Origin of the sequence: Ensifer sp. Root31, assembly GCF_001424825.1 — a bacterium.
Lineage (GTDB): Bacteria > Pseudomonadota > Alphaproteobacteria > Rhizobiales > Rhizobiaceae > Ensifer > Ensifer canadensis.
Genome location: NZ_LMCO01000008.1, coordinates 3,506 through 27,896, shown reverse-complemented (window position 1 = coordinate 27,896; position 24,391 = coordinate 3,506). Strand labels below are relative to the sequence as shown.

The following is a 24,391-nucleotide window of genomic DNA, read 5'->3' as shown; positions in this document are numbered from 1 at the left end:
TACAGAATGATAAAATTCAACGTTCACTCATAGGCGACTTGATCTCCACCGCGTAGCCGGACGCTCTGACTGTACGAATGAGATTGCTGCCGGTCAGGCGTCGCAGCGAACGACGCAGGTGGCCGATGTGCACATCGACGGTGCGCGACTGAACATAGAGGTTTGGCGGCCAGGCGACCTCGATCAATTGTTGACGGGTGAAGACATTGCCGGGAGCCTCGAGAAGCCGGCTCAACAACTTGAACTCGATTGGTCCGAGTTGCAGCTCGCGCCCTTCATATATCACCAGCCGCCGCCCCACATGAATTGTCAATCCTCCAAACGCCAATGTATCCGCCAGCGTGTTGGTCAACGGCGGTTCTGTTGCCGTCGGCCGTGCGGCGAGTTTTGAAAGAGAATGAAGATAATTCAATAGCCTAATGGGCAACACGGGCCGAACGAAGTTTTCATCCACGCCTGCCTTCAATAGATCCAGATAATGCCGCTCGTCGCCGGCTGCAACGAGAGCGATCGTTGGGATTGCGGCGGTGACCTCGTTAGACCTGATCGTCGCGCATGTCCTTAAAGTCGATGCCGCGTCTGTGCCTGTATCTAGGATAATCACCTCAGGCTTCATCGCCGCAGCTTTCTCGACGACCTCTTCCTCACTGGCCAGCACGGTTCGAAAGCCATCGACGTTCAGGATGTGCGTGAGCAGGAGGTAGATGTCTACGTTGCGCGGGCAGATAAGGATCAAAGGCTTCATCGCGCAGCCTCCGCGACTGTTGCTCGCTGACGTTTCATCGGTTGCCTCATGTTTTTTGATGTCACAAACTAACTTCCTATCAGATCCATAAACTCGCCGTACCCCTCAAATTTTACGATGCATTTCGCAATATGTTTGGATTTTGCAATAAGTTTCCCAATTATTGATGCAACAAAAGATTGTCAAAGCCTGAGCGTTACCGCTATCTTAGGGCTATCGATAGCCGACGAGGACAAGCGCTGGCTCACGGATTCGGAGTTCCAACGTCCGGCAACATCAACATCACCTGCCGGACAGCAGGGAGATTGAGCTTGTCCAAAATTCTCGTTAAATCGTCCGGCATCAGCGATACGGCCGGTAAGGACGGCATCTGGAAAAATTTCAGAGCCGAGGAGGCGGTCACCGCCGCTATCGATCTTTATGGGCCGCAGGCCGCGACAGCGGCCGCTTATTGCGCACTGGACGCCTGGACTGAGGCGCGTAGTGATGACTACAAATTCTGGTTTGGAGTATTTTCAACGCTGAAAGATCGCAAGACGACTTAGTGTGAGTGGAAAGTGTTTGCTGGAAGGTGAAGGGAGGCAGAGCCTTTGCCTTCACCGCTATTAGACCAATGCCGCCCAAGCTTGTCGTGCATTGGCTTCCCACATTGAAAACCCCAAGCTGCGCTCCATGTACCTAAGTGAAAGCCACACTTAGGAGGGGTCTGCATGAACCGGAATACCGTAATTGGCCTAGTCGTCGCTGTTGTGATCATCATCTTGGCGGTGATGTTCCTAATGCCAGGGACGAACGACACCGCGACAGAAACGGCAACTCCGCCGGCAACCACTACGGAACCGTCAACAGCGCCGTCTACAACTACTCCGTCCACCACGACTCCATCCACTACGGAGCCGACTACGACCGCACCATCAACAACTCCGTCCACTACCGAGCCATCGACAACGACGCCGTCGACGGAGCCATCGACTACCCAACCGTCAACCACCCAGCCGTCGACGACAACACCGGCGCAATAACAAAGGCGGCCGCTCGATCCTGTAAACAGGAGAGCGGCCGCTCAATCGCCGTTTTGCGAGAGGAGGCGCGCCGCCACAACTGGGATAGCCCAAAGTGGCTATGTTTTAGTTTATTTCCCGCTACATTAGACTTTAGTAGGGTGGTCGAATGTAAATCGCCGGGAGGTCGACATGGAGCGTATAGAAACCGAGAAACTTGCTGCTGAGGCAGCAACGAAAGTCTGGTCAGTGACCGATTTCTGCAAAAAACACCGCCTCTGCTACGAGGAGGAGAAGAGGCTTAGGTACCTATTCGGTCACTTTGCTACTGCCCGCGAGTTGCTACACAACGCAAAGCGCACGCCGAAATGGCGGACCTGAGCAGATGTCGAAGCAGGAAGCAGTATTTATCGAGGTTTAGTCTGCCCTGATGAACAGAGCTCCTACGAGGCCGATCACAACAACGCACTGCAAAATATACATCGGCCATTCTTCTGACATCGCGCATCCTCCTGCAAGGAGGATCTATGCCGATTGCAACAGACTTAAAGGGTTGGTTCGACGGTGACGATGAGAAGAGGATCGGGCGTCTGTCGACCGGTTCTAGGATTCTCACTTCGTCGGCTTTTTTCTCGAGCAAGGCGAGCGAGCCGCACAACGACGCGCGGGGTCGGTGCATTGACGTGCCGCAGTACTGTGCGCGCTAGCCCGCTAGAAATTAATGTAGATTGTGACGCCCGATCGACGCTGGTAGCGATAATGGTCGCGGTAGCCGTCGTAGTACCCGTAATGGCGCGGGTAGCACCTGCCGTAGTAACCGCAGGAACGCCAAGCGTGGCGCCTATCCCAGCGGCGATCCCACCGACGATCCGCGCGCCATTGACGATGACGCCAGTGGCTGACCTGTTCGACAGTGCTGGTCTGCACTTGTTCGGGTTTTGGCACGAAAATCGGAGCGGCGCTTAGCGGTAAGGCGAAAGACGCAGCTAAGCCAATCGCTGCGAGGGCGGATAAGAGCTTTTTCATCGCAAACTCCTCCTAACTGGCTATCACACTGAACTAGTTGGCCTGAACCGCGATGAACGGCTGCGCGTGCTACGATCAATGGGGAGAAGCTGCATAATTGTGGCGTCAAAATCGCCCTGTGCCCGCAAGGAGCGAGGGACTTGGCGCCAGAGGAGGATGTCGCCGCCGCAGTTGTTCTCTATGGCCGCAGACCGCGACAACCGCCGCTCATTGCGCCCTGGATGCCTGAACTGAGGTGCGTGGCGATAACTCCAAGTTCTGGTTTGGCGTATTCTCAACGCTGAGACATCTCAAGGTGTGCACTGGGACGCCATGCAAGGTGCGCATCGTGGACGCTCGACGGAGTCGAATTCTGTGTTCAGTCCTTCTCCGCAGTAAAATCTCGACCAAAACAACAGACCCTTTTGATGGGTTGGAAAAAGCCGAAAGCTCTATTAATATATCCCTTAAAGGGGATTATTAAATGCGTTTGACTGTCGAAGCATTCTGGAGGAGCGACTGGCGCGAATGCGGCACAATTGAGATCCTCGACGCCCAGCTTGGTTATCGGGGGCCGTCGATCGTTGAGTATGACATCGACTATTTCGCCAATTTCGCCGCCGCAGATTATAGTGCCAACGGTGAGGTAGGCGACGCCAGAGCCATGTCTGTCAGGTTCCCTGTAGACCTTGAGAGTCGATATCTGGCGACTTGGCCTCCTTTCCTACTAGACCTCATGCCACAGGGGCACGCGCGACGTAAGCTCGCGGAGCACCTTGGGCTGCGTGTGGATGACCGTGAATCCGACCTCCCACTCCTTCTGAGAGCAGCGGGCAGCCCGGTGGGCAACGTCCGCATCAAGCAGGCAGCGGAGGCTGAACGGGAACGACTTAAGAACGTGACGCGCACTGGGGTCACTGAAGACGACATCTTCAATCGCAGCGAAAAATTCATCGAAGTCGTCGACCGGTTCGGCATGATCGCCTCAGGATCGAGCGGCCTGCAAGGCGAATGGCCGAAGGTCGCTCTAACACAAGCGGTCGATGGTCTCTATTATCCAGACGCGTTTGTGAAGGACGACGAAGCCACCCGACACGTAATCGTAAAACTACTCAGGAGCAGCAACGAACGCGATCGGCTGATCCTGGAGGCGGAATCCGGCTATTCGCGCGTTGCCAAAGAGCTCGGCCTGCGGGTTCATGAAGTCTCGGCCTATGAGCAAGGGGTGTTGATGATCCCGCGCTTTGATCGGGAGATCCAAGGAGGGCTGCTATGCCGCTTCGGCCAGGAAAGCATGGTTTCTAGCATTGGCGTCGCGCAGTTCGGACACAACGCCGACCACGAAGACTATGTGAATGTCTTGAAGCGCCATTCGGACCAACCATTTATCGATATCGTGGAATACGCGAAACGCGATCTCACCAATAGAGCGATGGGCAATCCTGACAACCATGGACGGAACACCGCTCTGCGCAAGACCCCTGGTGGAGGCATCACTCTTGCGCCGCTGTTCGATTTCGCGCCGATGCGTCTTGCGATCGAAGGCATCGCCAGATCGACGAGATGGGGAGTGATGCGCGACACACACCGCGACAGCGATCCTGATTGGTGGCAGGTCTGCCGTGCAGTTTTCATGGAGGACGAGAGAGCAGCGGCCGCGCTTCTTGAGGAGATGGCGACGTTTGCAGAGCGACTTGCCAACGCACCGAAAATATCGCTGGCAATGGGAGTGCCCGCGGAAGTCGTGGATTTCGCAATGTCAGGGTGCGCCGAGCTTGTTGGAAAGGTGCTGGACGCAGCCGCTTCAGCGCCGGGGGTGTGAGAATATGCCTCGATGGAAGAAACCCACCAAGGAAGAAACGAGGGAATTGAGACGGCGCCTGGCTGAAAGAGCGGCGGCTGGGGATCTGCGACTTCCCCAGGCTGTTTCTGAGATCCGAAGGGCACTTGGTTTGAACCAAAAACAATTTTCGGAACTGACTGGCATCACGCGCAGACAAGTCGCTGAGATTGAAACCGGGAAAGCAAATCCGACTGTCGACACGGTTGCCAAGATCGGGCGGCTCTTTGGATTCACGTTGGGGTTCGTCCCGAAATCACGCCTGGATTCGCCGGCCGAAGATCACAAATAGGAAGAGTTCTGCAAAGCCATTAAATCCGCTCAGTCAATGCGATGGCAGGTAAAGCGCGTACCCGACAGAGCGAACGGTTCGAATGACATCAGCCCCCGCCCGCTTCATTGCTCGTCTTATATGTCCAATGTGAATATCAACGGTTCGCGGTTCGACCTCTGCATCGGGTGGCCAAGCAGCGGCAATTAGGTCATCGCGGGTATGGACAACGTCGGGAGCCCGCATCAGGCACAGCAACAGACGAAACTGGAGTGCCGACAGAAGGACCGGGTGGCCGTCTCGCTCGACGCGAAGCCGACCGAGGTTCATTTCGATGTCGGCGTAACGCAATATCGTTGGTGTTTGCGTGCTGGATTGCGCCGCCACATCGGCGCGCAAACCGCGCAGAAATGCAAGCAACCGCTCCGGATTGAACGGACGGTGTATGATGCAGTCCACGGTTGACGCGGCCAGGTGATGACCGTCGCCGCCGTTCGCCGTATTCACGAGAGACACAACCTTTGCCTCAGGCTTTGTGTTGGCCCTGATGCGGGCGCAGACGGCAGATGCATTCATGTCGGGATCAGAGCAGTCGACAATGACCGCTAGCGGTGGGGCAAGATGAACACGGCTCAGCAGCTCGGTCAAACGGTTGGTGTTTTCGGCCGAGAAACCTTCAAGCGTGAGGATGTGTTTAAGAAGCAGGTAAAGCTCCGCGTCTTCGGTATGGATAACTATTCGCCCGTTCATCTATCCTCCTTTGCGGAAAACGCTCAACTTCAGCCTCACGCTGGCGCGTACTCGCCGCCATTGACATCCAAGATTGCCCCGTTGACGAAGGCGGCTTCATCGCCGGCGAGAAAGCCTATGGCAGCGGCAACTTCGTTCGGGACGCCCATTCGGCCAGCGGGAATGCGCGCAATAGCCGCCTGATTGGTTGGGGCGCTGATAGCACCGGCCATGGCGGTCGCAATTCTGCCCGGAGCAACGACGTTGGCTGTGACGCCGTGGGCGCCATAAGGCCAGACAAGCGAACGCGCGAGACCAGCCATTGCTGCCTTAGAGGTTACGTAAGCGCTACCGGCGATGCGGGGAAGCGTTCGCCCGGCGATCGAACCAACGAATACGATGCGTCCGAATCCATGCCGGACCATGCCTGGCAACACCGCCTGGCAGCACAACATTGCACCGGTTAGATTGACCGAAAGAACTGAGTTCCACTCTTTAAGGTCGACCTCATCGAAGGGGGACGGACCGTCGACACCCTTCGGCGAGACCCCGGCATTGCAAACGAGAACACCAGCACTTCCCCAGCTTTGCTCGAGCTCACGAAAGAATGCGGTGATCTGAGGTGGTTGCACGAGATCAACGGTGCGCGCGAACAGGCGCTCAGCACCAAATTCACGGGTAAGATCGTCCTTGGCGTTTCGCACATGCCCTTCGTTTTGACCGAAGATCGCAACCCGGTGGCCGCGTGCGAGAAGGTATTGGGCTGTTGCCAGCCCAATACCTGTCGTGCCGCCGGTCACCACGGCGATCCTTTCCGTTTGGCGATTTGTCATGCTGCCGCATCCATATTGGCAAAGAGAGAAAGAGGAGGATGTGCTTCCGGGTCTGTCATGACCTCAATCAACATTGGTCCCTCAGCATTGATGCTGCTTTTGAGCAGATCGGCCAGATCACAAGGATCTTCAACGCGGACCGCGGGGCAGCCGCAAGCCTTGGCGATCTGCACATGGTCGACGTCGGCGAAATGGCATGCCGTCGTGTATCTGCCGAATTTCACGGTCTCCGCATCCCTTTGGAAACCAAGGATGCCGTTGTTCAAAACGATGATGAGAACGGGAAGTTGCATGCGCACCATGGTTTCGAGCTCCGCCCAACTATGGGCGAAGCCGCCATCGCCAACGAGAGCAACGACAGGGCTTTGTGGACGGGCAGCCTTAGCCCCGATCGCGAGCGGCACACCCCAACCAAGTCCTGCGAGACCGCGAGGCGTGATAAACCGCATGACGCCTGGTGCACGCAACTGCCCGACAACCCACATCGAGGAATAGGAGGCATCGGCGACGACCATCATGTCAGCGGTCAGTAGGGACTGAAGCTCGGCCATCACTCTTTCCGGACGGATGGGCCCGGAAGTCGCGGTTGCAACGTCTAAACGATCACTTTCGAACGCGGTCCAGAAGCCTTTGATGCGCTCCTCCAATCGCGCACGATCATTATTGCGACGCGTAAGGTCGACGCGACCAAGTGCTTCCCGAAGGGCCGAAAGTGTTTCCGCGGCGTCGCCAACGAGGCGGATTGCCTCATAATTCCGTCCGATCTCTGCCGGATCGACGTCGATATGTACGATTGTCGCAGAGGTTGGAATTTGGCGCCAGTTGTCCGTTCCATTTTGATTGGTTCGCGTACCGACCAGAAGGACAAGATCAGCTTCTTCAATCAAAGGCAGCGAGTGACGTCCGAGCGAGCGTGGGCCGGTCAATGATCCAAGGACACCGGCAGACAATGGATGAAACTCATCGACCACCCCCTTGCCCATATTGGTGGTTATCACCGGCAGGCTTGCTTCATGCTGCAAAGCTGTCAGCTCTTCTGCGGCGCCTGAGCCATGCACGCCGCCACCTGCAACGATGATAGGCGCCTTCGCCGATGCAATTCGCCGTGCCACCTCATCGAGGGCTTCTTCAGAGGGACGCGTGCGATCAAGTGGCCATCGGCCGAGGCATTTTGATCTCGGAAGGGTGGCCGGCTGAGCCGGCGCGCGCAACAGATCGGCAGGTAGGAGCAAGACTGCTGGCCCCGGGCGGCCGGATGCAGCTGCGGTAAAGGCGGCGTCGATATAGTCGTCAATCCGGTCTGGGACTTGAACGCGCCGGACCCATTTGGCGCAGGATTGAAAGAGCGCGATCTGGTCGAAATCCTGGAATGCGTTTCTGTCTGTTTGGTCGCGTTCGACATCCTGAACGAGCGCAACGATCGGAACACTCGCCTTTAAGGCTTCCGCAAGAGGCGGGACAAGAAGTGTCGCGGCAGGACCGTTCTGGGCGGCAACCACAGCGACTTTGCCTGATATGCGGGCATATCCGTCGGCCATCGCCCCGCCCATGTTTTCTTGCCTATAGGCGATCTGTTTGATGCCAGCCGCCTCCGCTGCGAGAATAACTGCCGAGGGAAGGCTCTGGGCGAAGATGACTTCCACCTGGTGGCGGCAAAGGATGTGGGCAATGCGCTCGGCGACAGTTTCAGTTGCGGCATTGGTCATGATTGCGCCCTCTCGTTGGCGGCGTGAACACTCAGGAAATCATCGAAGGCAGCGAGGATGAGGTCGATGTCGCTGTTGGTCATTGGTGTCGAAAGGCTGGCTGCGGCGCCATGGGGAAGGAGGATGCCGCGTTGAAGGAAATGCCGTGCAAGTCCCCTCATCACGAGGCCTTCCGCATCGCTCAGCAAAGCTTCTCGAAACTCGGTTGGTGCATTGGTTTTGGGGTGTATTCGAAACAGCGAAGCTGCGCCGGTGACAGAGAATGGCGCGTCAATGCGGCTGATGCTGCTTCGAAGGCCGTCACGCAGCCGTTCTCCAAGCGCCTCCAGGTGATTGAAGCTATCATGTGTCATTGCTTCCATGGCGACGCGACCGGCGACCATGGAGACGGGATTGGCGGAAAATGTGCCGCCCTGCAGCAGCAGAGGCTTGTTCACCTGTGTACCGAAAACCCGCATGATCTCTTCACGTCCACCGATCGCGCCGATCGGGAACCCACCACCGATGATTTTGCCGGCCGTGACGAGATCGGGGGTGAGCCCGTAGCGCGGCGAGGCTCCTGCGTAGCCCTGCCTGAGATTGAGAACCTCATCGGCGATGATGAGGATGCCATGCTTGCGTGCAGCCGAACTCAGTGCCTCGATGAAGGTGGCATTGGGATGAAGAAGACCGGCGCGGCTGGGCATCGGATCGATCAACAGGCAGGCGACACGGTCACGCAAGGCGTGTAGGCGTTGCTCAAGTCCGTCCACGTCGTTGAAGCGAATGAGATGGACGTCATCGGCGACACTTGCAGGAGTGCCATGGTAGGCAGGTATTGCCCGTGAGATTGCTGCCCGATCGTCTGGGTTTGAGGCCACCGCCTGCCCGGCCTCGGCCCAATCATAAGCGCCGTGATAGGCACCTTCGACCCTGACAATTCCAGGTCGGCCCGTGAATGCGCGGGCGGCTTTGATTGCGAACATCACCGCTTCGGTGCCGCTGTTGACGAAGCGCACTTGTTCGATGGCCGGGATACGATCAACAAGCAACTCGGCAAGCCCGATCTCGTGTTGCGTCGGGTTGGCAAAGCACGTTCCCGTCCGCATAAGATCGCTTGCAGCCTGACGGACCGGCTCGAAGCCGTGTCCATGAATAAGGGTCGTAAAGTTATTGTTGAGGTCGAGGAGACGATTGCCATCGACGTCAACCAGATAGGCGCCCTCCCCGTACGCGACGTAAAACGGGATAGGATCTTTCTCCACCGTGGCGCGGGTCACACCACCGGGGAAAACCGGCACTGCGCGACGGAATAGACGTGTCGATTTAGTCCGTGCAGGCGAGGCCTGCGCGGCATGAATTCCTTGAACTGACATGGCTTGGGCTTTCTGAGCAACAAATTCGGCTCGTCGTTTGTACGAGCTTTACACTTTTGTTGCAACAAAAAACCCAACAGTCAAGTCCATGCAACAAATTCTCTATTGCGCGGAGCCAATCGCCCTTTCGCGACAGGCTCGCCTCAGACGCCGATAGCCGTCGCGAATATCATTCTCCATTGCAGCCCGGACGGCTGCACCATCGCGCTCCTCGAGCGCCTCCATCGCAACCTCATGGTTGTGAACACCAAACCGCTCCTTTGCAAATTCCGGGTAGAGATCGTGCAGGGAGGGGCCGATCCGTAACCAAAGGGTTTCGATCATCGAAACAAGGTGCGGCAATTTTGCCAGCCGGAAGATCGCGAAATGGAACTCCTTGTTGTGCCACAGGGCATCTGCGTACCGCTCAGCGTCAAGTGCTGAATTAATTTGTTTTTGCAAAGACCTAAGGGCCTGCACGTCCTGCGGGACAACATGTTCGGCGGCCTGCTGCGCAGCCAATCCCTCGAGCGCCAACCGAATAAGCGTGATCTCCTGCAGGGCTTTTGCATCAAGGACAGGCACGACGACCGTCTTTGGGCCGGCATAGACGAGCGCCGCTTCGCTTGCGAGCCGATTGATGGCGTCACGCGCAGGAGTAGTACTGACATCCAAGTCCTGGGCAACCGCCCTCACCGTCAACTTATGCCCCGGACGGTAGACGCCACGGATAATCCGCTCCTTCATCTGGCGATACGCCGCATCGCCAAGGTTCTCCGCCGCACGATCAATATTGGCCAACTCGCTCACAGGGACCGCCATTCAAACCTCTCACTCAGTTGACAATGCAAATTTTTGATGCAACAAAAATGAAATATGAAAGTTCTGCAAAGCTTTTGTCGCATCAACGAGTCCTAGCAGCTTTCTTGATTATCGTCACGGGTGCCGCCTGCCAGGTTGGCGCGGATTTTTACATCGCCGTTGATTTGCCCTGGCTGCGCCTGCGGGTCGCCCGATGGGATTGTTGGTACGGGGCCGCCGTCAAACGGGCCCTTGAGAGGTTAGACGCCACAGAGCGTCACCGGAACAGTTGAAAGGAAAGTCAGAATTGATTGGTCAATATTTATCGCTTGTTGGGCTCGAAAAGCACTTTGGCAGTGTTAGGGCCGTCACGAGCCTGTCGCTTGAAATCAGTGCCGGTGAGTTTGTTTCGCTTGTCGGTCCTTCCGGTTCCGGCAAGACAACCGCGCTGAACATGATCGCGGGATTTGAGGGACCGAGCGCCGGCAAGATCGTCATTGGAGGACGAGATGTAACGCATGTTGCTCCCAACCGGCGTGGCATCGGCATGGTGTTTCAAAAGTACGCTCTTTTTCCGCATCTGACGGTGCATCAAAACATCGCATTTCCGTTGCGGATGCGGGGCCGATCGAACAAGACGCGGATTGCCACACGGGTCGAGGAGATGCTCGAACTCGTGCAGCTCTCAAGTTATGGGGAGCGCTACCCCCAACAATTGTCCGGCGGCCAACAGCAGCGCGTTGCATTAGCCCGAGCGCTGGCATTCGAGCCGCCTGTTCTGTTGATGGATGAACCATTGGGTGCGCTGGACAAGAAGCTGCGAGAGGCGATGCAGTTCGAAATCAAGCGCCTGCAAGAGCGGCTGGGCGCTACGGTTGTCTATGTGACGCATGATCAGGACGAGGCCCTGACCATGTCAGACCGCGTTGCGGTTATGGCCGGCGGCGAGTTGATGCAATTCGGTCCTCCCACAGAACTCTATCGGCATCCGAATTCCGCATTTGTTGCCGATTTTATCGGTCGCATGAACTTCATCGAAGGCAGTTGCCTCGAGAACGCAGGTGGCACGGCCGTGGTGCGTCTTTCCGACGACACTGTTCTTTCCATTCGTTCACAAGGTCCGCGAAATGTCGGCCCATCGGCCGGGCAAACAGTAAAGCTTGCGATACGCCCGGAGCGGGTTCGGGTTGCCAGGTGTGGTGAAGGTGGTGCGGGCTGCCTTGCGGCTGTCGTGGAGACCTGTGTCTTTGTGGGCTCTGTCCATATTGTCATGGTACGGCTGGAAAGCCGCCCGGACGTTGTGTTGCAGATACAGCTGCCGGCCGATGGAGGATTGCCATTTCACGAGCGAGATCAGGTTGACCTTCTGCTCGATGATGGAGCCATTCACTTGTTTCCAGAAACGGAAAGGCATGCGGCATGAGCGGCCTTTCCGAAGTTTCGCAGGCCATGGCCGCACGCCAGCCACGATCGACTGAGGCATCCGCACGGTTTTATTCGCGTAGCGTTTCGGTCTGCTTGGTGACGCCACTTGTCGCCGCACTGGTCCTCGGGTTCGTCTATCCCGTCACCCGGCTGGTTGCGCTGAGTTTTGAGGGCGGAAGCCTTGATCACTATCGGCGGCTTGTTGCCGAGCCGCTCTATCTCGGCGTGTTGGCGAGCACGGTGAAGGTTGCATTCGTTGTGACGATTGCAAGCCTGCTTCTCGGCTTTCCCGTCGCCTATCTGATGGCGCGGTTGCGACATGGCGTTGCCATGGTGGTTGCGGCCTGCGTCTTCATACCCTTGTGGACATCGGTTCTGGTCAGGTCCTACGCGTGGGTGGTTCTTCTCCAGCGCAATGGCATCGTGAATACACTTTTGGCGGATGTCGGTATCACCGACGGACCGCTGAAGCTGATCTACACGCAGGGCGCGGTCATTGTGGCAATGACGCATGTGTTGATGCCGTTCATGATCCTGCCAATCTATTCGACATTGCGGACCTTGCCGCCCGACTATGTCAGGGCAGCGCGCAATCTTGGTGCTGGAGCGTTTCGCGCATTCATCAGTGTCACCTTGCCGCTTAGCCTGCCGGGTGTCTTTGCGGGCAGCGTCCTGTGCTTTGTCCTTGCCCTGGGCTTTTACATCACGCCGGCGTTGGTCGGCGGCCCGGGATCTATGCTGATGGCAACGTTGATCGGACAGCAGACGACTGTTCTGCTCGACTGGCCGTTCGCCGCAGCGCTTTCGTCGGTGCTTTTAACCGTGACGCTCATCTTCGTCTTCCTGTTTCGAAAGACGCTCTCGCTCAGCAAGGGATTGCACAGTGTCCATTGATCTCGCACGTTCGCCAAATCGTCTGTCCCTGGTTCGCGACCATTACGCCGCGTCAGCCTTCCACGTCTTTGCCAAGACCGTCGGCATGATCACTCTGGCTGTCGTGATCGGTTGCGTCCTTTTCTTCTTGCTGCTGCCAACGCTCATCGTCATCCCCATGTCACTCAGCGAAAAGGACTATATTGAGTTTCCTCCGAGCGGGTTGAGCCTCAAATGGTACCGTGCCTATTTCAGTGACCCGGACTGGATGGCGGCAACCTGGTTCAGCCTCAAGATCGCGCTTGCTACGACTGCGACGGCCACGATTACTGGCACGATGGCCGCGCTGGCGATCGTGAGAGGGCGCCTCCCCTTCAGATCGGCGCTTCAGGCTCTTGCGCTTGGGCCGATGATCGTGCCGCACATTGTCCTTGGGGTCGCACTATATCTGGTGTTCTCGCCGCTGCAGCTTACGGGCAACTTCTTCGGCTTTCTCATCGCCCATACCGTGCTTGCCACACCTTACGTGATGATCACGGTGACGGCGGCGCTGCAACGTTTCGACCCCGCGCTGGAACTGGCAGCATTGAACTGCGGGGCCAACAGGCTTCAGGCCTTCGTCCTTGTGGTCTTGCCCAATATTGCACCGGGTGTGGCGGCAGGGGCTGTGTTCGCTTTTCTGGCTTCGTTCGATGAAGCGACGGTCGCGTTCTTCATCTCGGATATTGGCGGCAAGTCGATCGGACGAAAGATGTTCGAAGATATCGACTTCAACCTCACGCCGGTCATCGCCGCGGTCTCGACAGTGCTGGTGGCCATTTCCCTCATGTTGATGGGCGCCATTCATTTGGCCAATGCCCAAAAGCGAAACTGATCACAGCGACGCTTTCCATTTCCCTGCTAATCCTACAAAGGAAAACAGCCATGATTTCGATTCCGCTGCGTTGGACTAGAATACACCGGATTGCCTGCGTCTTGCCTCTGCTAACCTGGTCCTCCGTATCGCTTGCAGCAGAGCAGGTGGTCATCGCTTCGACGGGCGGTGCCTACGACCGCGCGCTGAAGGAGGCCTGGTTCGATCCCTTCACGAAGTCGACCGGGATAAGGGTCGTAACTGTCGTTGCGACAAACGCGGAAATGCGCGCCAAGGTCGCGGCAATGGTGAAAACTGGAAATGTCACCTGGGATCTCTATCTCGATGGTGAAATCCAGGCGGCATCCAAGGCACACAAGGCGGTCACCGAAGACCTGACGGATTTCTGCAAACAGTTCGCCGGACGGAGGGATCTCGGTGCCAACGCCTGTGCGGCCGGCGGTGCGCTTTTGCAATCGACAGCCACATTGCTCGCCTATCGAACTGGCGAAGGAAATCCGACGCCGCAGACCTGGGCCGATATGTGGGACAGCAAGACGTTTCCGGGTGAGCGTGCTTTTCCGAACTTCGATGATCCATGGCGTGTGATGGCAGCGGCATTGCTTGCCGATGGTGTCAGCCGTGAGGAGCTGTTTCCGCTTGACGTCGAGCGCGCGTTAAGAAAACTCGACGAGATCCGGCCCGCAGTTTCGGTGTGGTGGAAGACCGGCGACCAGAGTGTGCAAGGGTTTCGCAATGGCGACTATTCAGTTGGACAGATATGGCTGACGCGCGCAAAGGCGATGCAGAACGAAGGGTTGCCGATCGCCTGGTCCTACAAGGCATCGTTTTTGGTTGGAGACCGAATTGCGCTTGTCAGGGGTGCTGGCAACCGTGAGAACGCGCTGAAGCTGATGGCTTTTTGGCTGAATTCGCCGGAGGCGCAGGCAAAGGCGTGCCAATTGCTGTCGTGTACGCCGCCAAGCACCGAGGCGATCGCCTTGATGTCGGAAGACGTGCGCAAGACGATGCCGCATGCAGACGAGGTAAGGGATTATATGGTTGTCCCCGATTCAGAGTGGATCAACGCCAATGCGGCGCAACTGCTGCAACGCTGGAACGAGTGGCTTCGCTAGCAGCGCAAAGCCGCAGACATGAAACAGACAGCTCGGGTCTCTCAAGCAGATCTGAGCCGTCCGTTCGGCGTGTCGTTGATCTCTCAACGCTTGGTGACACCTCAGGGCTAAGGCCGTGCTTTTCGCCATCCAGCGGCCCGCGCTTCGGCCTCACTGCAGAACCACCGTTCTCCGTAATGCGAATTGATCACGGTCTCTGAATAAAGCGCCTGACCTGGCACGTGGTAGATCCGCTCGCCGGTATTGATGCTGACATTGCCTTTGATAGTGCAACCGGGATCGAGCATCGAAGCAGCTTCGAGGGGTCTGAAATCCACTCCTCGATCGACGTCACGCCTGCGATGCCTGCGGCGCCTACAAGGACAAGCAGGGCCGGCGCATCTCGTAGCAGTGATCTCCGTCGCTGTGGAACTCTGCCATGCTGATGGCGCATGTCTCCCCCGTGCCATCAAATTCCTAAAGTTAGAGTTGTATAATATATTAGCGATCGATCAAAAAGCAACCGCCCCAAGTAGGGACATTGACTCTTGCGATCGCGAGAACATATTAGGAACATCACAGCGGGAAAGCAGGCAGCATGAGTGACGAAATCGGCGCCACAAAGAGAGTAGAAAGCGGCCTGGTCGAGCACCTTTGCGAGCATTCCGGCTGCACGAAGTGGCGCGCATTCGGCTATGTCCACGGCAGTGTAGCGCCCAATCGGTATTACTTCGAACACCGGATTGAATAGCCACCGGCCAAGAAGTTCTAATTTCACCGGCGATGCGGCCGCCAACCTAAAACCTACAAGACGAACGCTCCGGGAAGGCCCCCCGGACAAGGAGAAACCATGTCCGCCGCTCAGCAAACCACCCAGACCGACGATGTCGATCAGACGCCTGACGAACTCGCCGCGGCCCTCGCATGGCACAATGGCGATGCCGAGGCCACCATCCGGACCCTATTGGCCGACTGCAGGCATTTGCGCGAACAGCTCGCACTGGCCGAAATTTCGATGAGCTTGGGCTTTACGCGCGGGTGGCGCCCGAGCCGCGATCCGGCCGCCGCAGTTATAGAAAGCGCAAGCGCTTCAGGCTGACGACCATGCCGGAACAGAATGGCTTAACCCGTCGGCAGCGCATGCATACCCTGACAAAGGCCGAGGAGACCGGCCAGATCGTCAGGATCGACTGCATGTATTGCCGCATCACGCATCGCTACCGCTGTCGCGATCTCCTGCAGCTTTGCGGTGATGTGCCGATTGACGAGATCGCTCCGCACTTTCGCTGCGAGAAATGCAATCACAAGGATTATTTACGGGCAGTTTTCGAGTTGCCACGGGGAGCCGACACTGGGAAGCTCCGCATCCGGAAGCTGGTCAGGATCAAGACGGTTCGCAAGCCAGTATGGAAAGACGACTTTTTCTGAGGGGCAATGACGATGTGCAATCTCTACAATTTGACCACGAACCAGCAGGCGATCCGCGATTTCGTATCGGTCACGCATGACCTGGTCGGCAACCTCGAGCCGTCCGTTGACATCTACCCCGATCGCTTCGCGCCGATCATTCGCAACAACCAGGATCGCCGCGAACTGGCGATGGTGCGCTGGGGTATGCCGTCCTCAAGCCAGGCGCTTTTCGAGGGCGCGAAGAAGCGCGCCGACAAGCTCCGCGCCAAAGGGAAAGAGGTCGACTTCGAGGAACTGGTGAAGATGGAGCCCGATGGCGGGACCACCAATGTTCGCAACACATCCAGTAAGCACTGGAAGCGTTGGCTGGGAGTGGAAAACCGCTGCGTCGTCCCCGTAACCCGCTTTGCCGAACCGGATCCAGCAAGCAAGGTCGAGGGCGGCCGCACACCAAACGCGTGGTTCGCAAGCACTGCCGACGACCCATTGATGTTCTTCGCCGGCATCTGGGTAAAGGATTGGACCAGCGTTCGCAAGATCAAGGAAGGGCTCGTCACGCTGGACCTGTACGCATTCCTGACGACGGAACCGAATGGTGTCGTTGCGCCAATCCATCAAAAGGCGATGCCGGTGCTTCTGACGACGAAGAACGAGGTCGCGACATGGCTTGCGGCTCCGTGGGAAGAAGCGCGCGCACTGCAGCGCGCCCTACCCGACGACAAGCTGAAGATCGTACAGGTGGCAGACATGCAAGCGCTTGCCAATGCAGGTTGACACCTTTCCTTGTCCACTATGAAGGTCTGGAAACCATAAACCCACCACAGCCGACAGGAGGGACGGAGGCCAACAAGGAGCTGCCGCGACCAGCCAACTCGCATCGGGCGATGTAGGATCCTGCATGCAGCGGCGGACAGCACAACCTAGGACTTAAGTCCGATCCATGCAGACAAAGGTCCTAGTTGCATTGCCGAATCTAAATGGTCCTGCCATTGCTGGTTGAGCGCCAACCGCACCATTGGCGCTAATGATCCCAGAGCGACGCCCCAGCCCCAAGCAACGCAGCGCTCTGGGATCACCTGGCCCGGGGCACCCTACCCCGAAATCTCGCAGAAGATCCGCCGTGAGACCGTGATCGCCCTCCGCAAGTGCATTTCGCGCTCGATGAATGCCAACACCAAGATGTTCGAGCTTAGCGTCGGTTCGCTCCTCTAACTTGGGCAGATCGGCGCGCAGGATCTCTTCGGACTTTGCCTCGGTGATCACCATGTTCGGCGTCATCGCAGGCGCGCCGGGCGCGCTTGTATGGCCGTAGCCAGTGGTCCAGATCCCGCCTACGTCTCGAAGGCTTTCGTCTTCAGGCCTTCCCACTGCTTGACGAGCGCAAGGCCCGCCGCGTTGATGCGTCGTGTCATGGTGCTAACCTCTTTTATTTTCAGGGAAACATGCGATAGTTGATAGGCGGCAAGGCCAGGTCAGGAGAGACCGTTATGGACCTTGAAAGGATCGGCAGATCCCGATTGAAAATGCGGCTCCCAGTGCTGCGAGCGATGATCGAAGCGCAACGGAGCCCGGCCTTTCGTGCGTTATGTGAAGAATACGCACTCGCCGCCATGGCCCGAGATGACTTGATCGTTGCGCTCCGTCATGACCACGTCGATCTCGACGGTTTGAACGCCGTCCTCGCTGAAATCGAAAGAGATGTCGATCGACTGCTGCGAACATCTAACGTAAGGCAGATCTGGAAATAGCATATGGACCTTGAGAAAATCGGCCGCTCTCGATTGAAGATCAAATTACCAGAGCGCCGGCAGCAATTGTCGGAGGTCCGAAGCCCTGCTTTGCGAGAACTGTGCCGAGCATATGCGAAAGCGGCGATGTTCCGTGATCGACTACGCCGATCATCCGGCGCCGATAGCACGCTCCTGAACGAATATGAGGCAATCTGCGACGAGATCGAAAAGGATGTGGATCGGTTACTTCGCATTGTCACAACAAGAATGGCCGCACGTCAGCACAGCCGCGCCGGCGGACACGTTCTTGTCCATGGTGCTTTTCCTCTTTGTTAAATGGCATGGCCGATCATCACCGCAGCGGCATGAAACCGTTGGAGCGGGCAGATGGGCTATGATTGGGATAGCGCGCGCGCCGAATGAAGGTTTGCGCGATACGGTGCTGCTGTCGTTCGCAGCGTGCAATGCCGACCTTCTTTGTCCTCGGCGGACACGTCGCCGCAGACACCTTCGATAGAGACGTAGAAATTGCGGGCGGTGGATCCGCGACAACGATCAGGAAGTGGCCGACGACTTTCGAACGGCTGTTAAAGTTGAAACACGATGAAGTCACCGCATACGCCTGTGTGCGGGGCGTCGTCTACGAAGACGGCACCAAAGAAGAGTTTAAGTGGGCGACTCGACTCTTCGACAAGTTGTGACATGATCCCCTAAGGAACTGGGGGAAAAATCTTGCATATCCACATTACGAAGCGGCTCGCTGCGGCCGCTGCGATGGCGCTCGCGTTGGCGAGTTGTACGACCACACAAGCAGACTTTCGCAAGGATCCAGCGCGCGTGAGCAAAGCGGCTCTCTGTCGAACCTTCATCACCAACACCGACCTGAATTTTTCACAAGATCTCACCTATGAACTAGTGCGACGTGGCATTAGCCCCATCGAGTGCAACCAAATGGTTCAGCAACAAAATCAGGCGGCCGCAGCACTCGTCGCGGTGGCGATTGTTGGGACCGCTGTGGCGGTCTGTGCGAACAACGACTGTGGTGGAGGCGGATACACGCCCTACTATAGGGGCAACTGCCAGTATAGCTGGCAATACGATGCCGCGGGGAACAAGTGCGGTAGGCGAAGCGCCTATTCTCGCCCAGGCGGATATTAGAAACTCGACATTAGTCAACGCGCATGTTTCACTTTGATGGAAGGTGACGCACACGAATGGAGGCTGGCATTTTCTGGTTGGTCTTATTGGTCGCAGCAGGTGCTGCTGTTTATCTATTTCAGAAGTCGAGACCTTCTATAGCTCACAAAAAACCGCAGCCTATTCTGCAGGAGTGGGGCGCCTCCGAGAAGGGAAACCCGAYGGTGGATGGAAATTCACCATCGGTGACCCGAACGATCGACGCGAACCGTATTTTTCCGAACCGTATGAGACTGTCGACATAGCGAAGACTGAAGCTCTACGGCACATTAACCGTCTACCCTCGCTACACCAATCGTTACCTGAGCAGCGGCGTGAAAAGCGCCGCCAAAAAGAAGAGGAGCAGCGCGAGGAGTTTGTTTCCAATGAACCGGAAATCATCGCCGCATTGGCGGCTTCCGCTGACGCGGCGGCCAACGTCACCGAACTCCGGAAAATTGAACGCAAAGCCGAAACCCAGCTTCGACACGTTGACCGTGTTGTGGGTTCTATCGCCATCTATGGCTCCGACGAGGCAATTGAGAAGGCGTTGATTGTCCAGAAGGAAGCGCGTGAGTTGTTGGAAAATATCCGCATGCGCGTCGCCGAACTGAAAGAGAAACCCAGGAATAACAAGGCGGGGCCGTCCGCCAGTTAGTTTGCAGTCTCTCTTGCTCTGATGGCCTCAGTCTCCCTCTCGATCTCAGCGCAGAGCTTTGCGTCCATCGCCTTGAGGATCGCCAGCTCCTCGCGAGAGACCATATTTCCCGTGGTTTGGCACCAAGCCATGAACTCAAGGTTCGAAACCGGTACTGGCCCAGAGAGCCCCGGCGGCTGCGACTGCCGGAGTTTCCAGAACCATTCCCAAATGAAGGCACCGTAGTCCGGCACGGCGGCTTCGGGGTTCTCTGTCTCGTGGGCCTCGTTCCGTCCGCGTCTGGTCTCCCATCCTTGTCGCGAACGCTGTCATCCCGAGCGACGACATTGAGCGACCGCCTCGGCTAGTGGGTTCTCCATATTTAGTTCTTCCTTTTTGAGAGCTTGGGCATATTTATGCCTTCATTGCAGAGAGGCTCTTTTCTCAAGGATCTGGGCTCATGACCGCCGCTATCAGCATCCTCTTCACAGTCCTTTTCGTCGCCGTAGTGCTCTATCTCGTCCAGAAGCTTCCGATTGATTCGACGATGAAGCAGATGGCTCAGATCGTCATTCTGATCATCGGCGTGGTTTCGCTGCTCAACTCTCTGGGCGTCATCTGATCGGCATCCAGGCAAGGACTCGAGCTACACAACCAACGCGCCCGGCCAAACCGGTACGAGGAACGGCCAGAGCAGCCCCTCGATCGTGCGCAACAGGTCTTGCGAGTGCGAGCACCCTCCTCGATGTCTGTCGACGACGACGTGGCGTATTCGACAGATCGCATCGGCAACTGCTTGGCGCTGAAATGCGTTAGCTCGTCGAAGCAGGTCAGTGGTATCTGCGAGCCCTGCCAGTTCAGAACCGTCTTGTCGTGCTCAAGGTGAGCGAGCGATACCGAGGCGCCAGCCGGGAAGTTCCACTGCTGAAGTCGGGCACACCACCGAACCAAGCCAACACGCGGCGATGCCGAGGCCCTGAAGCGAGTTCCTGGTGACGCTGGCGCCGTACCGGACGACGGCGAGTGCGAAGGATGCGACAATCGCCGCGACCGCCGCGAAGATGTCGGCGATCACCAACAAGCGGTGGAATCCCTAATAGTGTGCGAAGTGCAGGCGCATGCTGGTTCCTTTCCGCTGGGGGATTACTCGGCGGGCGTGAAGTTGAGGTAATAAGACTTGCCCGGCTCGTACTGGTTTGCAGCGTCTGGATTGTCGACGTTCATCCGATGCTCACCCCAAGGGGTCGCCTTCGTAAAGCGCCCGTCCTCGGACTGGATGTCTTCGGAATAGACGGAGTGAAGGAACACAGTTGTGCCTTCCTTGCCGCTACACATGAATTTTGCGCGTACTCGTGCCGTCGTCGGCCTTCTCCTTCGTTATACTGGATACCGCCGGGCACGGATCTGGTTGCGGCGACAGGGTTCGAACCTGCGACACACTCCAGCTTATGAGGCTGGCGAGCTACCGGGCTGCTCTACGCCGACGTATGGAAATCGCTGGTTGAACGGTTAGAGTGCAAATCTGCACAACAGTTCGGGGTTTCCAATGACTGATTCAAAACCGATGATTTTAGACCAGGTCTTGGCCGATTTGATCGGTGACGAAATTGCTAACCGTCATGCAAACGAACTTCGCGCCGTGCTCTCAACTGGTAACGAGATCACTATGCACGGGAAGTTCACCATCGGTCGGGACTTCATCATTTACAGAACTGCGAAGGATGTTAACGGCAGATGGGCGATGACGCCCTTTTCGCACATCGTGCAGTTGATTATTTGACGCGCCCGCAAGCAAGAACGTGGTACACTTCCCACGTTGCCATGCGGCGACAGGACACTTCAAACCCGCCCGTACCGCACGGACCGCGACGCCTCGATTAAGGCGCTTGCGCGTCTCCTTGCCAGAAATACTCGACCTGACACGGCGACGAATGCTGAACCTGCATTCACAGCGCTCCAACTATGGAGGAAAGCGCCATGTCAAATCGTCTTGTTTTCTCTCTGTTCGTCGTCTCGATGAGCATCCTGCTGGTCTGGGCATTTAGACCTGCTACGCCAATGTTCACAGGGTCGTCGCAGACAATTCAGTCTGATACCCAAACTCAGTGACGCAAATGAAGGCGATCACCCAACCGAAGAGACTGCGGTCAGTGGGTGGTCGCGTTCTGCCACGAATTTCTCACATTCTGAGCCTGAAATGAGTGATGAACAAATCCGGCCTCATCTTCATCGTGCTGCTGTGCATCCTCGTTGGGATCGTACTTAGCCTCATGGCGTTCAAAGAGGATTTCGGATCAGAGACAGCCCCGACACCACCAATCACCCGCTGAACTGGAAACAGTCGAGCCGCCATATTCCATAGGCGGCAATCATCGGGTGTCCGCTCCTTAGCGCTTGTCGTAACTGTTGAGGCTATGCCTCGAAAATCTGATAGTTCGCGCAGACACTTCGAGATATTTGTAAGCGCGATTTTCCCCGCACATTGACGCGGACGATTAGACGGATCGCCTTGGCGTTGGGAACGGCATCTGGTCAGGCGGTGGCAGTTTTTGCGAAGTTGAAGGGCAACAGGTCGTCGATATCAGCATCGCCCGCACGTTGAGGCAATTCGGTAAGGACGTAGCGCAACCACGTTAATGGCTCGACGCCGCAGGCGCGGCAGGTCAGTACGAGGCTGTAGATGACGGCGCTGGCCTTGGCTCCGTCGGTGGTATCGCTGAACAGCCAACTCTTTCTGCCGGTTGCAAAAACTCTGATGTCGCGCTCCAAGAGGTTGTTGTCGATCGGCATCCTGCCATCGTCTGTGTAGCGCGTCAGATAATCCCACTGGTTCAGGGTGTAGGACACAGCATCGCCCAGCTTGGTGTCCGGTAAGACCTTCGGCGCGATTTCGTCGAGCCATACCTTGAGAGCGGTCAGGACGGGTATGCTGTGTTGCTGTCGGAATCGGCGAACGCTGTCGGCCTTCGTTTCGCCGGCATCATGCTTCTTGTCTCGCGCTTGCCTTTCAACCCGATAGAGTTGTTCGAAGAACCGGAGAGCCTGCTCGGGCGGACCGCCACCTTTCTTTCTGGCTTTGAGGGCATCGACGAAGCGCCGCCTCGAATGGGCCATGCATCCGATATGTGTCGCGCCATCCAGCGTGCGCCAGGCGGTGTAGCCATCGCTCATCAATATGCCGCGGTAATCGCCGAGGAAGGTCTGGGGGTGAACCTGTCCGCGGCCCGGCTGATAATCGAGAAGCACGATCGGCTCGTCACTCTCCTCACCGCTCCGATAGGCCCACATATACGATGTGCTGGTGGCCTCTTTGTCCTTTTCCTTCAGGACCTGAACGGTCGTCTCGTCGCCATGGATGAGGGGTTGCGACCTGAGCCGCAGTTTCAGCGCGTCATAGATGCGATGCAGATGCTTTTCGCTCGAGCCGATCACCCAGTGACCCAGAGCGCCTCGACTGACAGGAACGCCGGCGCGCTCGAAGGTCTGCGCCAGACGGTAGAGCGGTGTGCCGTCGACGTATTTGTGAACGAGTGCGAAGGCCAGCGTCGAGGCCGTGGCGATGCTGCCCGGCAGGGGCTGCGTCGGCATCGGTGCGATCACGACAGGCGTGTTGATCCCGGTGCGGTCGCAGTGACGGCATGCATATTTGAACCGCACATTCTGCAGGACCTTCGCCTTCACCTCGATATGAAGTTGCTCGGTAACGGTCTCGCCCATGCGATGCATCCGGCCGGCGCAGCAAGGGCACACCTTCTGATCGTCGGGAAGGTCATACTCGACGCGCTCGCGCGGCAGGTTTTCCGGCAGCGGTCTGCGGCCGCGCTTCTTTCCTGTCGTGCCTTCGACCGCCGGTAACCCTGTGTCCGGCAGGTCGACGACATCGCCATCCTCGCCGTCGGCGTCATCCTCATCGGCAACCTGTTCGGCTTCATTGAAGATGCGATCAACGTGCTTTTCGCTCTTCGGCGCAAAACGATGCAGTCGTGCAAGCGCCAGCTCTTCCTCGAGTTTGACGACGCGCTGCGAGAGCGCTTCCTTCTCGGCTTTCAGCGCGGCGATTTCGGCAGCATGTGCCGCCAACTGCGCCTTCAACTCTGCAACATCAGGTTCGCCGGTTCGATTCATCGTAGTTTTGAATCTGAACCGCCCCGCCGCGTCAACCGCTCAACTCGCGGCCGTTAGCCAGCCACCGTGTATTGCCGCACCGGATGACGGACCATCGCATCGATATCAATGCCGTCAAGAACCCAGTGGAGCTGCTCGGTCGTCAGCGTGACGACCGGCACCTCACGGCGCGGCCATCGGAACTTGTCCTCGGTCAGCCGCTTCAGGACCAGCACAAAGCCCGATCGGTCGAAGAACAGGAGCTTCATCCGGTCGCGACGGCGGTTGCAGAACGCAAAAACTGCAGGAGCAAATGGATCGAGTTCCATCGTCTCCTGAACCAGGACCGCAAGGCTGTTGATGCCAGCCCGAAAGTCAATCGGTTCACGATGCAGGTAGACCTTGAGGTCAGCGCCTAGCCTGAACATGACCCAACGCTCCGATTATTGCCGCTAACGCGTCCACATCATTGCATTCCACCGTCACGCTCACACCGTTCGGCAGTGACGCGCTCACCTTGGCTGGAAAGGATAGCGGGCCCATCCTCTCAGGGGCAGACCGCTGCTCTTCACCATCCGTGGCAGGCATCTCCAACGCAAACTTGCTGTTGGCCGCGGTGATCTGAACCGGAATAAACGCCGATGTCGAAGACGGCGGGAATGGACGGGCCTGGGTATGTTTCTTTATCCATTTCCAAACGAGGTTCGCGTTGACCCCATGTTGGAGCGCAAGTTTCGATACTGATGCGCCAGGTTCAAGGCAGGCCGCGATAAGTCGGTCTTTCGATGCCGGTTTCGATGCCG

At 57.3% G+C, this 24,391-nt stretch carries 30 protein-coding genes and 1 tRNA gene; 18 read left to right on the top strand and 13 right to left on the bottom strand.

What is annotated here, in order from left to right; translation table 11 throughout:
• Window positions 1-16 precede the first annotated feature (16 nt).
• Complete coding sequence (locus ASD00_RS09770; protein ID WP_057206318.1) at window positions 17-745, bottom strand: response regulator transcription factor; 729 nt, start codon at window positions 743-745, stop codon at window positions 17-19.
• 311 nt (window positions 746-1,056) lie between these two features.
• Here ASD00_RS09770 and ASD00_RS09765 point away from each other — a divergent pair, with 311 nt between their 5' ends.
• Complete coding sequence (locus ASD00_RS09765) at window positions 1,057-1,290, top strand: hypothetical protein (RefSeq protein WP_057206315.1); 234 nt, start codon at window positions 1,057-1,059, stop codon at window positions 1,288-1,290.
• Window positions 1,291-1,938: 648 nt separating this feature from the next.
• Window positions 1,939-2,127, top strand: a complete 189-nt coding sequence (locus ASD00_RS41585) for a hypothetical protein (RefSeq protein ID WP_057206313.1) — start codon at window positions 1,939-1,941, stop codon at window positions 2,125-2,127.
• Between the two features lie 330 nt (window positions 2,128-2,457).
• Here ASD00_RS41585 and ASD00_RS41580 read toward each other — a convergent pair whose 3' ends face one another.
• On the bottom strand, window positions 2,458-2,772 hold the full coding sequence (locus ASD00_RS41580) for a hypothetical protein (protein ID WP_082523508.1): 315 nt from the start codon (window positions 2,770-2,772) through the stop codon (window positions 2,458-2,460).
• A gap of 463 nt (window positions 2,773-3,235) precedes the next feature.
• Here ASD00_RS41580 and ASD00_RS09750 point away from each other — a divergent pair, with 463 nt between their 5' ends.
• Window positions 3,236-4,573 (top strand): HipA domain-containing protein, encoded by a 1,338-nt coding sequence (locus ASD00_RS09750; protein ID WP_057206308.1) that lies wholly within the window; start codon window positions 3,236-3,238, stop codon window positions 4,571-4,573.
• Window positions 4,574-4,577: 4 nt separating this feature from the next.
• Window positions 4,578-4,883, top strand: coding sequence for a helix-turn-helix transcriptional regulator (locus ASD00_RS09745; protein WP_025428883.1), 306 nt, complete (start codon window positions 4,578-4,580; stop codon window positions 4,881-4,883).
• A 33-nt stretch (window positions 4,884-4,916) separates the two neighbouring features.
• Here ASD00_RS09745 and ASD00_RS09740 read toward each other — a convergent pair whose 3' ends face one another.
• The 5 genes from ASD00_RS09740 to ASD00_RS09720 form a co-directional block, all read right to left on the bottom strand.
• Window positions 4,917-5,612, bottom strand: coding sequence for a response regulator transcription factor (locus tag ASD00_RS09740; protein ID WP_057206306.1), 696 nt, complete (start codon window positions 5,610-5,612; stop codon window positions 4,917-4,919).
• 35 nt (window positions 5,613-5,647) lie between these two features.
• Window positions 5,648-6,424, bottom strand: coding sequence for a 3-oxoacyl-ACP reductase FabG (gene fabG / locus ASD00_RS09735; RefSeq protein WP_057206305.1), 777 nt, complete (start codon window positions 6,422-6,424; stop codon window positions 5,648-5,650).
• Entirely contained in the window at window positions 6,421-8,130 is a 1,710-nt protein-coding gene (locus tag ASD00_RS09730; RefSeq protein WP_057206303.1) for an acetolactate synthase catalytic subunit, read from the bottom strand. The genes fabG and ASD00_RS09730 overlap by 4 nt, the downstream gene beginning before the upstream one ends.
• Entirely contained in the window at window positions 8,127-9,485 is a 1,359-nt protein-coding gene (locus tag ASD00_RS09725; RefSeq protein WP_057206301.1) for an aspartate aminotransferase family protein, read from the bottom strand. The genes ASD00_RS09730 and ASD00_RS09725 overlap by 4 nt, the downstream gene beginning before the upstream one ends.
• A 102-nt stretch (window positions 9,486-9,587) precedes the next feature.
• Complete coding sequence (locus tag ASD00_RS09720; protein ID WP_057206299.1) at window positions 9,588-10,286, bottom strand: GntR family transcriptional regulator; 699 nt, start codon at window positions 10,284-10,286, stop codon at window positions 9,588-9,590.
• A 286-nt stretch (window positions 10,287-10,572) separates the two neighbouring features.
• Here ASD00_RS09720 and ASD00_RS09710 point away from each other — a divergent pair, with 286 nt between their 5' ends.
• The 13 genes from ASD00_RS09710 to ASD00_RS40890 all read left to right on the top strand — a co-directional run bounded on the left by ASD00_RS09710 (window position 10,573) and on the right by ASD00_RS40890 (window position 20,106).
• The gene (locus ASD00_RS09710) at window positions 10,573-11,688 is read left to right on the top strand and encodes an ABC transporter ATP-binding protein (RefSeq protein ID WP_057206296.1); all 1,116 of its coding nucleotides are present in this window, start codon (window positions 10,573-10,575) and stop codon (window positions 11,686-11,688) included.
• Window positions 11,689-11,714: 26 nt separating this feature from the next.
• On the top strand, window positions 11,715-12,584 hold the full coding sequence (locus tag ASD00_RS09705) for an ABC transporter permease (RefSeq protein WP_225906398.1): 870 nt from the start codon (window positions 11,715-11,717) through the stop codon (window positions 12,582-12,584).
• 85 nt (window positions 12,585-12,669) lie between these two features.
• The gene (locus ASD00_RS09700; protein ID WP_057206433.1) at window positions 12,670-13,437 is read left to right on the top strand and encodes an ABC transporter permease; all 768 of its coding nucleotides are present in this window, start codon (window positions 12,670-12,672) and stop codon (window positions 13,435-13,437) included.
• 50 nt (window positions 13,438-13,487) lie between these two features.
• Window positions 13,488-14,552, top strand: coding sequence for an ABC transporter substrate-binding protein (locus ASD00_RS09695; protein WP_057206292.1), 1,065 nt, complete (start codon window positions 13,488-13,490; stop codon window positions 14,550-14,552).
• Window positions 14,553-15,129: 577 nt separating this feature from the next.
• The gene (locus tag ASD00_RS40900) at window positions 15,130-15,282 is read left to right on the top strand and encodes a hypothetical protein (RefSeq protein WP_164474987.1); all 153 of its coding nucleotides are present in this window, start codon (window positions 15,130-15,132) and stop codon (window positions 15,280-15,282) included.
• 99 nt (window positions 15,283-15,381) lie between these two features.
• Window positions 15,382-15,630, top strand: a complete 249-nt coding sequence (locus ASD00_RS09690; RefSeq protein ID WP_057206290.1) for a hypothetical protein — start codon at window positions 15,382-15,384, stop codon at window positions 15,628-15,630.
• 5 nt (window positions 15,631-15,635) lie between these two features.
• On the top strand, window positions 15,636-15,959 hold the full coding sequence (locus ASD00_RS09685) for a hypothetical protein (RefSeq protein WP_063963246.1): 324 nt from the start codon (window positions 15,636-15,638) through the stop codon (window positions 15,957-15,959).
• 12 nt (window positions 15,960-15,971) lie between these two features.
• A complete protein-coding gene (locus ASD00_RS09680) occupies window positions 15,972-16,715 on the top strand; it encodes an SOS response-associated peptidase (protein ID WP_057206431.1) in 744 nt (247 codons plus the stop codon).
• Between the two features lie 713 nt (window positions 16,716-17,428).
• Window positions 17,429-17,689 (top strand): hypothetical protein, encoded by a 261-nt coding sequence (locus ASD00_RS39890; protein ID WP_146160916.1) that lies wholly within the window; start codon window positions 17,429-17,431, stop codon window positions 17,687-17,689.
• Between the two features lie 3 nt (window positions 17,690-17,692).
• Entirely contained in the window at window positions 17,693-18,007 is a 315-nt protein-coding gene (locus ASD00_RS09675; RefSeq protein ID WP_057206286.1) for a hypothetical protein, read from the top strand.
• Window positions 18,008-18,135: 128 nt separating this feature from the next.
• Window positions 18,136-18,372: a hypothetical protein gene (locus tag ASD00_RS09670; protein ID WP_200951448.1), complete on the top strand. Its 237-nt coding sequence runs from the start codon at window positions 18,136-18,138 to the stop codon at window positions 18,370-18,372.
• A gap of 500 nt (window positions 18,373-18,872) precedes the next feature.
• On the top strand, window positions 18,873-19,505 hold the full coding sequence (locus ASD00_RS38580; protein ID WP_244496032.1) for a hypothetical protein: 633 nt from the start codon (window positions 18,873-18,875) through the stop codon (window positions 19,503-19,505).
• Between the two features lie 439 nt (window positions 19,506-19,944).
• Window positions 19,945-20,106 (top strand): Thivi_2564 family membrane protein, encoded by a 162-nt coding sequence (locus tag ASD00_RS40890; protein ID WP_107027934.1) that lies wholly within the window; start codon window positions 19,945-19,947, stop codon window positions 20,104-20,106.
• A 255-nt stretch (window positions 20,107-20,361) separates the two neighbouring features.
• Here ASD00_RS40890 and ASD00_RS39880 read toward each other — a convergent pair whose 3' ends face one another.
• From ASD00_RS39880 to ASD00_RS09645, 3 genes are all read right to left on the bottom strand, one after another.
• Window positions 20,362-20,565: a hypothetical protein gene (locus tag ASD00_RS39880; protein ID WP_057206281.1), complete on the bottom strand. Its 204-nt coding sequence runs from the start codon at window positions 20,563-20,565 to the stop codon at window positions 20,362-20,364.
• 62 nt (window positions 20,566-20,627) lie between these two features.
• The gene (locus tag ASD00_RS09650) at window positions 20,628-20,792 is read right to left on the bottom strand and encodes a hypothetical protein (protein WP_225906394.1); all 165 of its coding nucleotides are present in this window, start codon (window positions 20,790-20,792) and stop codon (window positions 20,628-20,630) included.
• A 97-nt stretch (window positions 20,793-20,889) separates the two neighbouring features.
• Window positions 20,890-20,970: transfer RNA gene (locus ASD00_RS09645), tRNA-Met, on the bottom strand.
• Window positions 20,971-21,030: 60 nt separating this feature from the next.
• On the opposite strand from ASD00_RS09645, the gene ASD00_RS09640 reads away from it, so the two are divergent.
• Window positions 21,031-21,264: a hypothetical protein gene (locus ASD00_RS09640; RefSeq protein ID WP_057206277.1), complete on the top strand. Its 234-nt coding sequence runs from the start codon at window positions 21,031-21,033 to the stop codon at window positions 21,262-21,264.
• Window positions 21,265-22,016: 752 nt separating this feature from the next.
• Here ASD00_RS09640 and ASD00_RS09635 read toward each other — a convergent pair.
• The 3 genes from ASD00_RS09635 to ASD00_RS38570 all read right to left on the bottom strand — a co-directional run.
• Window positions 22,017-23,609 (bottom strand): IS66 family transposase, encoded by a 1,593-nt coding sequence (locus ASD00_RS09635; RefSeq protein ID WP_057206276.1) that lies wholly within the window; start codon window positions 23,607-23,609, stop codon window positions 22,017-22,019.
• A gap of 53 nt (window positions 23,610-23,662) precedes the next feature.
• Window positions 23,663-24,016 (bottom strand): IS66 family insertion sequence element accessory protein TnpB, encoded by a 354-nt coding sequence (gene tnpB, locus ASD00_RS09630; RefSeq protein WP_057206274.1) that lies wholly within the window; start codon window positions 24,014-24,016, stop codon window positions 23,663-23,665.
• A partial coding sequence (locus ASD00_RS38570) for a transposase (protein ID WP_082523505.1) occupies window positions 23,997-24,391 on the bottom strand: 395 nt, incomplete at its 5' end. The genes tnpB and ASD00_RS38570, both read right to left, overlap by 20 nt.

Bases quoted from the DNA above. Each gene is read 5' to 3' on its own strand.
- ASD00_RS09750 (WP_057206308.1), top strand. From the start codon at position 3,236: ATGCGTTTGACTGTCGAAGCATTCTGGAGGAGCGACTGGCGCGAATGC.
- ASD00_RS09690 (WP_057206290.1), top strand. From the start codon at position 15,382: ATGTCCGCCGCTCAGCAAACCACCCAGACCGACGATGTCGATCAGACG.
- ASD00_RS09640 (WP_057206277.1), top strand. From the start codon at position 21,031: ATGACTGATTCAAAACCGATGATTTTAGACCAGGTCTTGGCCGATTTG.
- ASD00_RS09675 (WP_057206286.1), top strand. From the start codon at position 17,693: ATGGACCTTGAGAAAATCGGCCGCTCTCGATTGAAGATCAAATTACCA.
- ASD00_RS09770 (WP_057206318.1), bottom strand. From the start codon at position 745: ATGAAGCCTTTGATCCTTATCTGCCCGCGCAACGTAGACATCTACCTC.
- ASD00_RS41580 (WP_082523508.1), bottom strand. From the start codon at position 2,772: ATGAAAAAGCTCTTATCCGCCCTCGCAGCGATTGGCTTAGCTGCGTCT.
- ASD00_RS40900 (WP_164474987.1), top strand. From the start codon at position 15,130: ATGAGTGACGAAATCGGCGCCACAAAGAGAGTAGAAAGCGGCCTGGTC.
- ASD00_RS09635 (WP_057206276.1), bottom strand. From the start codon at position 23,609: ATGAATCGAACCGGCGAACCTGATGTTGCAGAGTTGAAGGCGCAGTTG.
- ASD00_RS39890 (WP_146160916.1), top strand. From the start codon at position 17,429: ATGGACCTTGAAAGGATCGGCAGATCCCGATTGAAAATGCGGCTCCCA.
- ASD00_RS09680 (WP_057206431.1), top strand. From the start codon at position 15,972: ATGTGCAATCTCTACAATTTGACCACGAACCAGCAGGCGATCCGCGAT.
- ASD00_RS09700 (WP_057206433.1), top strand. From the start codon at position 12,670: ATGATCACTCTGGCTGTCGTGATCGGTTGCGTCCTTTTCTTCTTGCTG.
- ASD00_RS09745 (WP_025428883.1), top strand. From the start codon at position 4,578: ATGCCTCGATGGAAGAAACCCACCAAGGAAGAAACGAGGGAATTGAGA.
- ASD00_RS09670 (WP_200951448.1), top strand. From the start codon at position 18,136: ATGCCGACCTTCTTTGTCCTCGGCGGACACGTCGCCGCAGACACCTTC.
- ASD00_RS09740 (WP_057206306.1), bottom strand. From the start codon at position 5,612: ATGAACGGGCGAATAGTTATCCATACCGAAGACGCGGAGCTTTACCTG.
- ASD00_RS09695 (WP_057206292.1), top strand. From the start codon at position 13,488: ATGATTTCGATTCCGCTGCGTTGGACTAGAATACACCGGATTGCCTGC.
- tnpB (WP_057206274.1), bottom strand. From the start codon at position 24,016: ATGTTCAGGCTAGGCGCTGACCTCAAGGTCTACCTGCATCGTGAACCG.
- ASD00_RS41585 (WP_057206313.1), top strand. From the start codon at position 1,939: ATGGAGCGTATAGAAACCGAGAAACTTGCTGCTGAGGCAGCAACGAAA.
- ASD00_RS09685 (WP_063963246.1), top strand. From the start codon at position 15,636: ATGCCGGAACAGAATGGCTTAACCCGTCGGCAGCGCATGCATACCCTG.
- fabG (WP_057206305.1), bottom strand. From the start codon at position 6,424: ATGACAAATCGCCAAACGGAAAGGATCGCCGTGGTGACCGGCGGCACG.
- ASD00_RS09705 (WP_225906398.1), top strand. From the start codon at position 11,715: ATGGCCGCACGCCAGCCACGATCGACTGAGGCATCCGCACGGTTTTAT.
- ASD00_RS09730 (WP_057206303.1), bottom strand. From the start codon at position 8,130: ATGACCAATGCCGCAACTGAAACTGTCGCCGAGCGCATTGCCCACATC.
- ASD00_RS09720 (WP_057206299.1), bottom strand. From the start codon at position 10,286: ATGGCGGTCCCTGTGAGCGAGTTGGCCAATATTGATCGTGCGGCGGAG.
- ASD00_RS40890 (WP_107027934.1), top strand. From the start codon at position 19,945: ATGACCGCCGCTATCAGCATCCTCTTCACAGTCCTTTTCGTCGCCGTA.
- ASD00_RS09725 (WP_057206301.1), bottom strand. From the start codon at position 9,485: ATGTCAGTTCAAGGAATTCATGCCGCGCAGGCCTCGCCTGCACGGACT.